Here is a 13,636-nt window from a genome sequence, read left to right as displayed (position 1 = left end):
TCAGTAGCCGAAGATCTCGAAGTCCCTGGCATAGATGGCGCGGACCCTTTCCTCGAGGTCTGGGCGATCGGTGAAGGTGTCGGCGACCGCGTCGCCCTTGGCGCGGTTGCGTACCTCGACCGGCACTTCGGGCAGGCCCGTCGCCTTCCGGATCGTCTCGAGGTCGTCCTCGAAGGTCTCGATCCGCCCGATGTGGTCGTACGAGATGAGATCCGTCATCACGTTGATGTGCTGGGGGCGCCAGTGAGGATCCATCTCCCCGATCGGATCCTGCCGCTCGACGCCTGCCACGAACTCGTCCAGGCTGACCGGCCGCTCCGGGTCGGGATCCTGGCCCAGGGCGACCTGGATCTGGCCACGCCACCGATCGGAGTTGACGATCTTGTCGAGGTAGGCGGACTGGAACCGGCGCAACGGGTCACGGACGAACGTGAAGCTGTAGCCCTCACCGGACAACATCCGCGCAATGCGTCGGCGACCGACCTCCGCCACCTTGGGCAGCCGGTTGTCAGTGTGCACGTTCTCGGGGCTGAAGTCGTAGTCACCGGTGTGTAGTCGGTCCATCCACAGCAGTACTGTCGAGCACGCCGCCTTGGGGTTCTTCACGTAGACAATGCCGTGTTCCGGAAGCGCGTGGACGTGGTAGGCGAGTCCGCGGTGCGGGAAGTACTCCCTCATGGCGCGCCAGGTGACGTTCACGACGTCGGGGTCCACGGACGGCTCCTCGCTCCCGCTGGTCAGGCGCTGCGAAGAATAGCCGAGAGGCGCGGGTTGATCGGGCTGATGCGCCTCGACCGCGATCCGCTGCTGCTGCAGGCCAACATGTCCGGCAGCGGGAGCGGCAACAGCATGGTGCCGTCGTTCGAACCGCCGTCCTGGAACCGGCTACTGCTGCCGCTTGTCGGTGAACCGGATCTCCTCAGGGAACCGCGACTCCTCGGCTGCCAGCCTCAACAGATCCTCTCGGGCCAGACCGGGGCCGGGACCGGTCGCCGAGAGGTTCACCATGAATTCGTGCCGCACGGTGTCCCGGAAGTGGCTTTCCCGCACCGCGATGTACCCGAGCAGGTCAAGGTCGTGAAGCAGCAGCCGCAGATGGTGGGGCGTGAACACCCAGTTGTGCATGTCGATGTAAGCGTCTCCTCGTGCGCGCTGCGCCCACGCCCGGACCTGGGCAAGCTGGTTCACGAGCTCGTACTCACCGCGGTGGTCGGGCGCCCACGCCGTCGCTCCCCGGTGCTTGACGGCGTTGAGCTTGGCCTCGATGACCGTTCCCACCGTGTGCACGGCCGACGGTGACTCCGCAGCGTCGATCACGCGTGCCAGCGACGCGCGCTCGCGGAAGCGGTCGAAGCAATACCGGCTGTCGGGCACCACGAGGGCCAGGACGCCATCGGGCCGGAGCAGCCGATCGCACTCGTTCACGAAGTCGATCAGTGACACCGTGTGCTCGATCACGTGCGAGGCGACGATCAGATCGAACCGGTCGTCGATGACGTCAGCCATCGCCGCGCCGGGAGGCAGAACGAAGTCGACCTCCTCGATGTCCGCCGCTTGGTATTGCTGGTGCCGCTTGTACTTGTCGACAAGGCCCGTGCGGTCGAGGTAGTCGACCACCTTCACGTCGAACCCGTCCCGCTTGCGGAGGATCCCGTTGTGTGCGGGACCGATCTCCAAGGCGCGCGGCGCTGGACCAGAATTGGCGAGAACAGACTCGCGACGCAGCTCGAGTCGCTTGGCTGCGACCTCGGGCGAGGTTGCCATCGGCTAGTTTCCCAGCGCGCGTGCCGCGTGCCACAGTTCGTGGGCGGCCTCGTGCTCGACGAACTCGGCAACGTCCCCCGGCAGGTCCCGGCGTTTCGGCGCGATCTTCTCCCGGTGCGTCTTGCGGGCACTGGCGAAGGCGCTCCCGATCTCATCGGTCATGGGCAGCTGCAGGAACCGGAGCACCCGGCGCAGGGGGCGGTCGTCGTTCGCTCCGAAGAAGTCGGCATACTCCACGAAGCACACGAGGTCCGGGCACTGCTCGCGCACGTCGAGCATGGTGACCAGAGATTCGTTCCAGAACTTCACCGCGGCTCTCGCGTCATGCTCGGCACGCCATCCCCGGTCGCCAGGGTTGGTCGCCCGTGCCTGCCAGGAGTGCGCCACCTCGGCCACGTCCCGGACGATGCACAGGAACCGTGGCCTGGGAAACTGATCGGCCAGCGCAGGCATCGTCCCGGGTTCCGTCAGCTTGTCGCCAACGTAGGCGGCCGAGGCGTACTTGCCGCGAACCTCCTCGTAGTACGCCGACCAGACGGGCACGTCCGGCGTGATGTTGGTCGTGCGAGACCCCGCGAAGTCGAAGAAGCGCTCCTCCGCGAACAGGTCGGGGACGAGGCGATGGACGTTCTGGGGCTTCCACAGGAACTTGTAGCGCTCGACGCCAAGCGCGACCCGTGGGTGCGACCCAACGACGCGAGCCAGGGCAGTTGTCCCCGATCGGCCGAGGCCCACCACGAATAGGTATTGCGGCATGCGCGGCACCTTACTCGGACCCCTCGACCCACCACAGGCCCGCGTGGGGCCCTGCTTGCTGATCTGGCTGGGTGCCTTCACGACCCTCTCTGCCGCGCTGCTCGTGGTGTGGAAGAAAGCGAAGCCCAACGTCGAGCGCTACTCCCGGGGTACGGCCCCTGCATGTGGCCGGTCGCCATGGGGACACGGTTGAGTCCGAGCGCGCGCGGCGCTGTATAGCCTTCAGTCATCCGACACCCCGTGAGGCGGCATCTCAGACGTGGCAAGCATCGCAATCTCCTGTGTGGTCGACGACAGTCCGATCTTCCTCATGCAGGGCTGGAACTGGCTGGGCAGCCTGCTCCGGCTCGGAACCGTGGAGCGTGCGGACATCTACCTTCACCACGTCGACAACATCGACCCGGCCAGGCTGCGCACGTTCGAGAAGCTCGGCGCCCGGCTGGTCCCCATCAAGCCGTTCGGCGAGGGCGGCGCCCGTTACTGCAACAAGGTGCGCCAGCTCGAGACCCCTGCGTTGCAGGACTATGACCACGTCATCCTCACCGACGCAGACGTCGTGTTCGCCGCCTGCCCGACGCGGTATGCCACCGGCACGGCGGTGCGCGCCAAGCAGGTCGACAGGGCGAACCCGCCCGAGGAGGTGTGGACCGCACTGCTCGTCGAGGCTGGGCTGGCCGATCGCGCGGTCCGAGTGCCGCTGGAGCTGCACCCGGACGAGCAGACGTTCGACACCAACTTCAACGGCGGCTTCTACGTGATTCCGGCGGCGGCGTGGGCTCGCCTGCGAACCGGCTGGAACGAGTGGGCCAGCTTCTGCCTTGACCGGGCCGCGCTGCTCGGCGACTACGCCCATCACGCCGACCAGCTAGGCTTCGGCCTCGCCGTACTCGATGCGGGACTGGCCGTTGAGCCACTTGGGCTCGAGGCGAACTTCCCGTTGCACCTGCGGTCCCTGCACGCCGAACTGGCGCCGCTCGAGCTGGTCGGCATCCACTATCACCGGGAGTTGGACAGCCACGGCCTGCTCAAGGCGGGCCCCGTCCCGTGGATCGCCCAGCAGGTCCGGGCCGTCAACCAGGGCCTGGCGGAGTTCCGGCGTGCGCGGCTTGACAACTCGATCTTCTGGGACTTCCGGTACGCCACCGACCCGATACTCGGCAGCGGTGTCGGCTCCCGCGGCGAAACCCTCATCGAAAAGCGCGCCCTGCTACTGCCGTACTTCCGCGCTTTCGCGGACGCGCAGGTCCTCGACGTCGGCTGCGGCGATCTCGAGACCACTCGTTACATGCCGGCCCGCGACTACCACGGCATCGACCTGTCCGCGACCGCAGTGGAGATCGCCCGCAGCAAGCGCCCGGACTGGCGGTTCGACGTGGGCCGGGTCTCATCGCTGCCGGACAGGGCGTACGACCTTTCGGTCTGCCTGGACGTCCTGCTGCACCAGTCCGACCCCGACGAGACACGAAGCCTGGTCGCGGACCTGGTCCGGGTGGCCCGCCAGGCAGTCATTGTCTCCGGGTACTCGCGCCCGATCGACCAGACCGGGATCGTGTTCTACGCCGAGCCGCTGGAGGAAATCCTGGCCGCCCAGCCCGACGTGGAGCAGGTCGTCCGCATCGGCGGCTACCGCGACGTCGACTTGTTCGTGGCGGTGAAGGGAGCAGGCGTCGCGCCCAACCGGCACGACATCTCGATTCCCGCCCTTGCCTACGGCGCGATGCAGACTCCGGACTGGCCGCTGCTGAACGATCTGGTCGCGCTGAGCCGCGAGCGCCTCGGCTTCTACCCCAGCACGATCATCCGCACGATCGAGTACCCCTGGTTCGCTCGCCGGCTCGAGCGGCACGCCGGCGAACGGGTGCTAGACGTGGGCGCAGGCGTCAGTGTGCTCCCGCTATGGCTCGCGCAGCAGGGGTGCCAGGTGACCACCGTCGACCCGCACACGTTGGTGCGGGATCCCGACCATCCGAAGAACACTTGGAACGAGTGGGGTTTCATCGACTATGCCAAGCTCGACCCCCGCATCACGGCGCTGCAGGTCGATGCGTCGACGTACACGGCAGGGGAGCCGTTCGAGGCGATCTACAGCGTCAGCGTGCTCGAGCACCTGCCCGCCGACCTCCGCCGGACCATCTTCGCAAACCTGCGACGACAATTGGGCGACAGGGGGCGGTTGTACCTCTCTTTCGACCTGATCCCCGGGAGCGACGCCCTCTGGTTGTTCAGCGAGGGCAAGCAGGTCGAGGACGACGAGATCCACGGCACTCTCGACTCGGTCGTCGGCGAGTTGCAGGCGCTGGGATTCCTCATCACCGAGCTCACGACCGTGAGGCACATCTCGGACAGCCGGACGGATATCGTCATGCTCGAGGCGCGCCTTCGTGATACCGACTGACCCCCCGTCCTTCTCGCCTGGTCCTTCACGTAGGGCTGCCGAAGACCGGCACCTCTGCGCTGCAGGAGTGGTGCATCACGCACCGTGGGTTCCTTGCCGCACCGTGGATCTGGGACTCGCCGACCCCCGCGGGAGGCCAAGCTCCAGTTCCTCGTGCGGGCGCTGATCCGCGCTCGCTGGGCTGCGTGAACTGACCGAGTCCTACGAGACGAAGTCTTCGCAGCTGTGCGCCCCAACGAGCCCTGGCTGCGCTGGAGCGGATCCAGCGGCTGGCTCGCTACCCAGGCGCGGCGCCGACCTGGCCGCGGCGTTCGGAGCAGCTGAGGTACGACTCGGGGTGTACCCGGGCGAGTGGTGGACGACCTTCCCCGACATTCTCGGACTGGACGACGCCCCACCGCTCGAGCAATCGAACTCCTCGGCCTCGCCCGCGCTCGTCGAGCTGATCCGGCAGGTGAACGCGCTGGGGCTCTCGCCGACGGAGCGAGCAGCAGCTCTGGCAGCGCTCGAGCACTGCTTCGCCACCGGGAACCTGGTACTGCTGGATCTGGCCAGACAGCACACCGTCCCGGCCGTGACCGCTCTCACCGCCACGCTGGTGGGTCGCCTCGGACGGCTGAGAAGTCTCGGCAGGGCGGATTCCAGTGGACGTCGCAACACGGTTGGGCCGAATAGGCTTGTCATTCTCACGTCCTCGTCGATGCTGGCGAGCGCCGCGGTCGTGGCCCAGTGAGCGACGCAGAGGTGACCACGACGGCTACGATCTCGTCGGCGGACGGGAGATCGGAGTCGCATGACCAGCCAGCACGTGATCGTGGCAGGCTTCCATCGCAGCGGAACCTCCATGACGGCGCAGGTGTTGAGCAGGGCTGGTCTGCACCTCGGCGACGCCCTCCTGCTCCCCGACGCGTTCAACCGGGACGGTTTCTTCGAGGACGCTGACATCGTCGAGGCCCACGATGACCTCCTGGCCGACGCTGGGCATAACTGGCAGTACGTCGACGACGATCTGCCGCCAGTGCCTGGGCACAGGCTCGCCAACCTGCGGCGAATGGCAGCGGAGCGCGACCGTCGCCACGCCGTGTGGGGCTTCAAGGACCCCCGCGTTTGCCTGTTCCTCGAGACGTGGCGAGTTGTCCTGGACGACCCGGTGGTCGTGGTCGTCTATCGCCATCCGTCCTCGGCCGCGGCGTCACTGCGCAACCGGGCGGCTTGGCAGGTAGCCATGAGGCCTCCCGCTCCCGGAGCCGTTCGGTTCTGGTCGGACCCGGCTCTCGCACCTCGGATGTGGCTGCGCCACAACCGCGCGCTGGTGGACTACGCAGTCGCACACCCGGATCGGACCGTCGTCGTCAGCCAGGACGCGCTCGTGGCGGGCTTACCACTGGTGCAGACCTTGAACGAGCGCTTCCGGCTGGGGCTGGACGCGTCCGCCTCGACGGGGATCCGGACTGACGCGCAGGGACGCTTCGGAGCCGTTCCTCCTGGACTGCCTCGTGAGCTCGAAGCCGAGCTCGAGGACACCTGGGCGACCCTCAACGACCTGGCGAGCCTCGCAACGCCCCCGACGGTCGCAGCCCTGCCACTTGCTCGTGAGCAGGGCACCACGGTGCCCCTGGCCATCCGGGAGCGTGTGGCGCAGCTCTTAGGACGCCCGGACGAGTCCGGGACGGCCACGCCGGACGACGTCGTCGCCCTCGCAGAGGAGGCCCTGCAGGAGGGGCATCACGCCCGAGCGCTCGACCTGTTGCAGCTGGAGGGATGGCGTGCGAGCGAGGACCCGCAGATGTGGGGCATCATCGGGCGAGCCCAATACTTCCTGCACCGACACGACGACGCGATCGAGTCACTGCAGCGGGCACAGGCGATGCAGCCGGGACGGCTCCAGTTCGCCGTGGAACTGGGCAGGTGCCTGGTGGCGCGCGGCGCTCACCGTGAGGCCGAAGACACGCTACGCGCAGCGATGGACCTGCACCCCAGGAGCCCGGCCCCGACCATCGTCCTGGTCACCTCGATGTTCCGCCAAGGCAGGTTCGTCGAAGCCGTCCAGCTGGCTTCCGAGGCCGTGCGCCGCGCTCCTGAGGCGTTCCCGGCACAGATGATCCTCGTGCATGCCTTGCACCGCTACGGCCAGCTCGCAGCGGCCCTCGAGGTCGCCCACGCCGTGCAGAGGCGTTTCCCAGGCAATCTCGCGATACACGCGATCGTGGCCGGCTTGTTGTTGCAGCTCGGGCGACAGGAGGAGGCCGACGTCAGCGCATCCAAGGCGGCCGCGTCCGTCTTGGACATGGAGGGGTACGCCCGTCGGCTGGTATCGGCCGTCGAGTCGATTCCGGATCCGGTGCAGCGGGCTGACCTCGACGAGCGGGCCGGACATCATCTGGAACGCATGCTGTCCGCCGCGGTCCATGCGACCCTATCCGCGGGGCCGTAGGGACCGAACCGGAGAGGAACGACATGAAGGTGGCAGTGATCGGGGCCGGCGGATTCCTGGGCGGCGCCCTGACGACCGCGTTCGCGCGGCAGGGGATTCCAGTCCACGCGCTGGGCAGGGACTGGCGCGGCGTGCCCGTCGATGACACGGAGGACAGAGTGACCCGGTTCGAGGGTGACGCCGGTGACCCAGAGGTGACCCGCGCCGCGATGCGCGGGTGCACCGTCGCGTACTTTCTCGCCTACCAGGGCGTTCCCCTCATGGACGGCGCCGACCACCTCGAGGAGTACGACAACAACCTGCGCATGCTGGTGTCCGCCATCTCAGGGGCGGAGTACGGCGGGGTGGAGCGGCTGGTACTGCTTTCCTCCGGAGGCACCGTCTACGGGGAGACCGACGGTCCTGCGACCGAGGACGTCGAGCTGAGGCCCATTTCCCACTACGGTGCGATCAAGAAGCTCTCGGAGGAGATGCTTGCTCACTACGTGGCCGTCGCGGGCACCCTCAGCTACGCCGTTGCGCGGGTCGCCAACCCGTTCGGTCCGGGCCAGGTCAATGCCAAGCGCAAGGGCCTGGTCGTCTCGGCGATGCTCAAGGCGCTGGCCCAGGAGCCAGTCCTCGTGCACAACGACGGGACCCAGGTGCGTGACTACGTCTTCGTTGACGACGTGGTGCGGGCCCTGATGGCGCTCGGGACGAGCAGCGACGCGGCCAACGAGGTCTTCAACGTCGGCAGCGGTGCCGGTCGATCCGTCGAGGACGTACTGGCGGACATCGAGCGGGTGTCGGGCCTGGCCCTGGATCGGCGACACGTGCGCGGACGACTCCAGGATGTGGACTCCAACGTGCTGAGCGTCGAAAAGCTGGCGAAGGTCCTCGGCGATCCGGAGGCGACCGGTTACGAAGACGGGCTACGACTCACCTGGCAAGCCGTGAGCCGGGCCGCCGGGCCGGCGCGCGACCTGCCATGATCTGAACCCCACGACCCGGCGTGCGATAGGACTGAAAGTAATGGCCCAACCCAAGCGGAACACCAAGATCCGCCGCGGCGCGGTAACCCCTGGCACCACCTCCAAGACGAAGCACGAGCTCCCCCGCGGGTCCAGCGCCCGTGATATCAGTCTCGTCCGGGAATCGGGTGCGTTCGACCTGGATCACTACTGCCGGCAGTTGGAGCGTGAGCTCTCCTTGGAGGAGGCGGTCGATCACTACGTCTCGGAGGGGGAAGCGCGGGGCCTCGACCCCACGCCGGACTTCGACGCTCAGTTCTACCTGAGGACGAACCAGGACGTGGCGGTGGCGGGCGTGAACGCCTTCGCCCACTACCTCAAGTCCGGGCGCCGTGAGCGTCGGTACCCAACTGCGGCAGCCCTGGCGAGGGATGCCCGCGTGGTCCTGGAGGCAGGTGCCTTCGATGCCGAGTACTACGGGCGCACGAATCCCGGCCTCGATCCCGCCCACTACCTCCGGTCCGGCAGCCGTGAGCCGTGGCATCCGACTGCACCACGGGCCAAGGATGACCTGGGGATCGAGGCAGGTGCCCTCGATGCCGAGTACTACCGGCGCACGTATCCCGGCGTCGACTTCGGCAAGGTCCGGTTGCTCGAGCACTACTTGACTCTCGGTTGCCGACGCGGCATGCGACCGAACGAACGGTTCGACGACAAGTTCTACGCGCGGAACTACCCCGAGGTAGCCGATTCCCCGGCGCTGCCCCTCGTGTACTGGATCCAGGTCGGTGCCAAGCGTGGCCACCGCACGTGCTTCGAGGACGTGGAGCCGATTGTGGAGAAGGTTCGGGAGTCCTCGCTCTTCGACCCGCGCTACTACGAGTCCGCGCACGACCTGCCCGAGAACGACGCGGACCCGGCCCTCCATTACGTCCTCCACGGGGCGCGGAAGTGGCTGGACCCGGGGCCGGCGTTCTCGACCGAGTACTACCTGCGCCGATACCCCGATCTGCAGAGGGCCGGGGTCAACCCCTTGGCCCACTTCGAGCAGTACGGAAGTGCCGAGGGGCGGCGCGGAGTGCCTCCTTCCTACCGCACGGTGTTCGTCCCGGGCCGTGCGACGTTCCACTACGACCGCCCCAACCTCATGATCCTCTTGCACGAGGCTTCCCGGACGGGAGCGCCGCTCCTGGGCCTGGCCCTGGTGCAAGAGTTCGCCTCGAGCTACAACGTGTTCGTGTGGGCCGGTAGCGGTGGGGTGCTCGACGAGGACCTCATGGACGCGGCCTGCCTCGTCGGACACGGGTTCGCAGACCCGTTGGACTGCGAGTTCGTCCTCCGCGACCTGCTGGTCGAGTACGCCGTGGACGCGGTGATCGCGAACTCGGTCGAGACCTCGCCGGCGCACGCGGCGATCCTGGCATGCGACCTACCATCGGTGGGCCTTATCCACGAGTTCGCGAGCTACTCCCGGCCGATGGGCAAGATCACCGACGCCGTGGCGAGGCTCGACCGGTGCGTGGTGCCGGCCGAGCTGGTGAGGACGTCCGCTCTTCAGGAGATCGATACGATCTGCGGATCCAGTGCCACGAACCTGGTTGTGCGGCCCCAGGGGCACCTCCCGGAGTCGCTCTGGTCGTCCCGGTTCGCCGTCAACGACGACGACGACGGCATGCGGGCCCAGATGCAGCGGAAGCTGTCCGGTCACCGGGTCGTCCTCGGGGCCGGGTTCGTCCACATCCGCAAGGGGCTCGACCTGTTCGTGGAGACTGCCCGCTGGGCCAAGGAGCTGTCGACGGAGCCGGTGCACTTCCTCTGGATCGGCGACGGCTGGGCACCAAGGACTGACTTCACCTACAGCCTGTGGATCCAGGACTCACTGCAGCGGTGGGAGCTCGAGGACGACGTCACCATCATCGACGCCCAGAACACCATCGACTGGGCCTTCGAGCTTGCCGATGTCTTCCTGCTCTCCTCCCGCCTCGACCCCTTCCCCAACGTCGCGGTCGACGCGATGGCCGCCAACGTGCCGGTGGTGTGCTTCGACGGGACCACCGGCGTCGCCGAGTTCATCGGCGACACGGGCGCCGCGGGCGCCGTGGTGCCCTACCTCGATGCGCGAGCGGCCGCCGCTGCCGTGGTCGACCAGCTGGGACTCGACACGGGCAGCGTGCGCAACGAGAAGATCGTCGAGGAGCGGCTTGACTTCCGCCGCTACGCGCGCGCCATCGAGGGGGAGATCGAGCTGGCGAAGCAGGATGTGGCGAGCCGGCGGCGGCAGGTGGGGGCTCTGCACGACGCCGCCTGCTTCGACCGCTCCTTCTATGACATGCGGTGGTCGAGGTTCCCAGACGACAGCGGTGCGCTCAAGGAGTACGTCGCCCGCTCGATGAAGGGGATCTACCGGACGTCGCCCCTGCCAGGGTTCCGGGACACGGAAGTCACCGGGGCGGGATCGGCAAACGGCGACGTTCCCCTGCTGCGGAAGGTGCTGGAGCATCCCTCGGTGCTCCCGCGAACTCACGACTGTGTCATCGTGGACGAGGAGACTGAGGTACGTGCGTCGCCGGGTCTCAAGGTTGCCCTACATCTGCATCTCTTCTACGCCGATCTGGCCGAGGACGCCCTCGCCATGCTCATGGACGCGGGAATCTCGGCGGATCTCTACGTCTCGTGCAGCGAGCTCGCGGCACAACACCTCGGCGTGCAGTTTCGGCGCTACCGGCGCGGGAACGTCACGATCCGAGCGGTGCCGAACATCGGCCGCGACATCGGCCCGTTCGTCGCCGAGTTCGGCAAAGAGCTACTTGAAGGGGGCTACGACATCATCGGCCACCTCCACGGGAAACGCAGCAAGGACATCGGGACCGGCGACGCCTGGCGCGCCTACCTCTGGGGCAATCTCCTGGGCGGGCCCGGGGTATGGTCCGCCGTCGAGCACGAGTTCGCAGCCGACGGTTCCCTCGGTCTGATGTTCCCCGAGGACCGCCACGTCATCGGGTGGGCGCGAAACAAGGAGTTCGGCGAGGAACTACGAGAGCGGCTGGGCGTGAACCGAGAACTCCCTGCCGTGCCAGTCTTCCCGCTGGGAACCATGTTCTGGGCCCGTCCCGAGGCCGTGCGTCCACTGCTGGAATCCGGACTCACCTGGGACGACTTCCCGTCGGAGCCGCTGCCGTACGACGGGTCCATGCTCCACGCAATCGAGCGACTGCTGCCCACCATCTGCGAGGAGACAGGACACCGGTGGAAGACAATCTACGTCCCGGGCACGACGTGGTAGAACGCGGCGAGCCGGTCCGTCTCTGCCTGCACATCGGGATGCCGAAGACCGGCACTTCACTCATCCAGTCGGTGCTGCAGGGCCTACGCCCCCAGTTGGCCCACGAAGGTGTGTGGCTGCCGCCCAACAACTTGGCGGCGCACCGCATCGCCGTAGAGGCTTTCGCTGCTGACAGCCGGTTGAGCACCAGGGCCGATGTGGAGGCCATTCGGGAAGCGATCACCTTCGAGGAGGCCGTGGCGCACTCTCGCCCGACGTCCGAAGAGTTCACCAAGGTGATCCTGTCCTCCGAGTACTTCCAGCAGTGTTCAGTCCCCCTGTTGCTCCCTCTGCTGGAAAAGATGGGCTTCTCCTCGGAGGCGACCTCGGTGGTCGCCGCCCTCCGCCGCCAGGACCGGATCCTGGTCTCGGGCTTCAACCAGGACGTCAAGGCCATGCACCGGAGCACCCCGCTGATCTGGGATCCCGACGACGCGCACCAACTCGACTGGTACGCCTTGCTCACGCCGTGGGCGGAGACGTTCGGCAAGGACGCGATCAAGGTCCAGGTCTTCGATCGGGAGGTCGCCAAGAAAGAGAGCCTGACCTGCCTGTTCCTCGAGGCCTGTGACGTCTCGTACGACGAGGCGAGCGTGACCTCACTGGAGGTGAGCCGCCGCGATCAGGAGAACGCCAGCCTGCCGGCAGACCTGCTCGCCTTCAAGTTCGTCGCCAACGGGGTGACCCGCCCGGGCGAGGTGGACTGGCTCATCGACGAGGCTCAGGCGCGCGGCGTCGGCGGCGGCGTCTACGGACTTGCAGAGGAGACTGTCCAAGCGATACTTGAGCATTATCGGATGTCAAATCGGCAGGTGGCACTCGAATACCTCGGCGAAGATGGCGACCTTTTTGATGATGTGGTGACGGCGCCGACCCATACAGACCTGACAGTCGATCCGGTAATACTGTCGTCTCTACTCGCCATCTGCGTAGCTGCCCAGCCTCGTGCCGAGGGCGCGCGTAATCATCATCTGAGGTAATCGAGAGAATCTATGGGTCTAGTCACGCTGCACATCGGGATGCCGAAAACGGGGACGAGTGCGTTTCAGGAGGCACTCATCCGGGGCAGGGACAGCGTGGTGGCGCAAGGGCGTTGGACTCCGAGGCACCTGATGGACAACCATCGGATCGCGCTCGAGGCCTTCCCGCCGGATCACAAAGATTGGCGGTTCCCGCATTTTCAGAGAGTCAAAGCAAGTGGCCACGACCATTCGCTCGAAGAGTTCGGCTCAGCTGTTGGTGAGAACCGGGACGTCGTATTATCCTCCGAATACTTTTCGGCAGCTGGGCCTGACCTCACGCGGGGGTTCTTGGAGGCACGTGGGGTGGCGCCTGGTGATGTGAGGGTGGTCGTTGTCATCCGGCGGCAGGACGCCTTCTTGGCCTCGGCCTTCAATCAAGAAGTGAAACGGACGGGGAGATCGCGGCCCTTCGCGTGGGATCCGCAGAATGCCGTGTCTTGGGACTGGTACAAACGGATAAGCCGGTGGGCCGATGTCTTTGACGACTCGGCCATTAACGTGCTTGTCTATGAGCGTTTGGCGCATGATGCGGCGCCGCGAGGTCTTGTGCAAGGGCTGGCGCAAGCGTGTGGCATTGAGCTGGCCAGTCCGGAGGATGGCTCCGACAGAGAAACGGGGGCAAATCGGAGCCTCAGTGCACCGTTGTTGCGATTCCAGATGCGCGCCAACGCAGTCACGGCACTAGGGGAGACCGAGTGGCTTGTTGATCGCGCCTTGGAAAGAGGGGGTTCATATGAGCGCTTCTGCATTCCTGCGCCCTTGGCACGGGAAATTGTCGACTACTACCGAGAGTCGAACGAGGCCGTCGCTGCGAGATTTCTCGGGAATGAGGTGCCGATTTTCCCCGACCAGGTAGACGGCGACCCTGACCAGGTTTCGCTCGATGAGGACACTCACGCACTGACGAGCTTGCTCGCTCTCTTGGCTGCCGAGATCGGCCGGACGCGAAACACCTGCAGTTCATAATACCTGCGAGCCACGAGTCGGCTAGTG

The 13,636-nt window shown here is 66.6% G+C and carries 10 protein-coding genes; 7 read left to right on the top strand and 3 right to left on the bottom strand.

The genetic code is table 11. The annotated features are described in order from the left end of the window. The 3 genes from D0Z08_RS06175 to D0Z08_RS06165 all read right to left on the bottom strand — a co-directional run bounded on the left by D0Z08_RS06175 (window position 1) and on the right by D0Z08_RS06165 (window position 2,520). The gene (locus tag D0Z08_RS06175; protein ID WP_118923739.1) at window positions 1-714 is read right to left on the bottom strand and encodes a sulfotransferase family protein; all 714 of its coding nucleotides are present in this window, start codon (window positions 712-714) and stop codon (window positions 1-3) included. Between the two features lie 171 nt (window positions 715-885). Continuing rightward, a complete protein-coding gene (locus D0Z08_RS06170) occupies window positions 886-1,764 on the bottom strand; it encodes a class I SAM-dependent methyltransferase (protein ID WP_118923737.1) in 879 nt (292 codons plus the stop codon). A gap of 3 nt (window positions 1,765-1,767) precedes the next feature. Then, on the bottom strand, window positions 1,768-2,520 hold the full coding sequence (locus tag D0Z08_RS06165; RefSeq protein WP_118923735.1) for a sulfotransferase family protein: 753 nt from the start codon (window positions 2,518-2,520) through the stop codon (window positions 1,768-1,770). Window positions 2,521-2,779: 259 nt separating this feature from the next. Between D0Z08_RS06165 and D0Z08_RS06160 the strand changes: the two genes are divergently transcribed. The 7 genes from D0Z08_RS06160 to D0Z08_RS06130 all read left to right on the top strand — a co-directional run bounded on the left by D0Z08_RS06160 (window position 2,780) and on the right by D0Z08_RS06130 (window position 13,609). Next, complete coding sequence (locus D0Z08_RS06160; protein WP_147381341.1) at window positions 2,780-4,915, top strand: class I SAM-dependent methyltransferase; 2,136 nt, start codon at window positions 2,780-2,782, stop codon at window positions 4,913-4,915. A gap of 337 nt (window positions 4,916-5,252) precedes the next feature. Beyond that, entirely contained in the window at window positions 5,253-5,648 is a 396-nt protein-coding gene (locus D0Z08_RS06155; protein WP_118923731.1) for a hypothetical protein, read from the top strand. A 60-nt stretch (window positions 5,649-5,708) separates the two neighbouring features. After that, on the top strand, window positions 5,709-7,349 hold the full coding sequence (locus D0Z08_RS06150) for a tetratricopeptide repeat protein (RefSeq protein ID WP_118923729.1): 1,641 nt from the start codon (window positions 5,709-5,711) through the stop codon (window positions 7,347-7,349). A gap of 23 nt (window positions 7,350-7,372) precedes the next feature. Then, window positions 7,373-8,320 carry an NAD-dependent epimerase/dehydratase family protein gene (locus D0Z08_RS06145; protein WP_118923727.1) on the top strand — a complete coding sequence of 316 codons (948 nt, stop codon included), beginning with the start codon at window positions 7,373-7,375 and terminating at the stop codon, window positions 8,318-8,320. Between the two features lie 40 nt (window positions 8,321-8,360). Continuing rightward, complete coding sequence (locus D0Z08_RS06140) at window positions 8,361-11,582, top strand: rhamnan synthesis F family protein (protein WP_118923725.1); 3,222 nt, start codon at window positions 8,361-8,363, stop codon at window positions 11,580-11,582. Then, window positions 11,546-12,601, top strand: a complete 1,056-nt coding sequence (locus tag D0Z08_RS06135) for a hypothetical protein (RefSeq protein ID WP_147381340.1) — start codon at window positions 11,546-11,548, stop codon at window positions 12,599-12,601. The genes D0Z08_RS06140 and D0Z08_RS06135 overlap by 37 nt, the downstream gene beginning before the upstream one ends. 132 nt (window positions 12,602-12,733) lie before the next feature. Then, window positions 12,734-13,609 carry a hypothetical protein gene (locus tag D0Z08_RS06130; protein ID WP_147381339.1) on the top strand — a complete coding sequence of 292 codons (876 nt, stop codon included), beginning with the start codon at window positions 12,734-12,736 and terminating at the stop codon, window positions 13,607-13,609. Window positions 13,610-13,636: the final 27 nt, after the last annotated feature.

The organism is Nocardioides immobilis, from assembly GCF_003515065.1.
GTDB classification, from domain to species: Bacteria; Actinomycetota; Actinomycetes; order Propionibacteriales; family Nocardioidaceae; genus Nocardioides; species Nocardioides immobilis.
Note: the sequence above shows the minus strand (reverse complement) of the source record. Positions and strands in the feature narration are given on the sequence as shown.

What these genes read in the sequence shown, in the direction of transcription:
- D0Z08_RS06150 (WP_118923729.1), top strand. Translation starts at nt 5,709, where the DNA reads ATGACCAGCCAGCACGTGATCGTGGCAGGCTTCCATCGCAGCGGAACC.
- D0Z08_RS06165 (WP_118923735.1), bottom strand. Translation starts at nt 2,520, where the DNA reads ATGCCGCAATACCTATTCGTGGTGGGCCTCGGCCGATCGGGGACAACT.
- D0Z08_RS06170 (WP_118923737.1), bottom strand. Translation starts at nt 1,764, where the DNA reads ATGGCAACCTCGCCCGAGGTCGCAGCCAAGCGACTCGAGCTGCGTCGC.
- D0Z08_RS06145 (WP_118923727.1), top strand. Translation starts at nt 7,373, where the DNA reads ATGAAGGTGGCAGTGATCGGGGCCGGCGGATTCCTGGGCGGCGCCCTG.
- D0Z08_RS06140 (WP_118923725.1), top strand. Translation starts at nt 8,361, where the DNA reads ATGGCCCAACCCAAGCGGAACACCAAGATCCGCCGCGGCGCGGTAACC.
- D0Z08_RS06130 (WP_147381339.1), top strand. Translation starts at nt 12,734, where the DNA reads ATGGACAACCATCGGATCGCGCTCGAGGCCTTCCCGCCGGATCACAAA.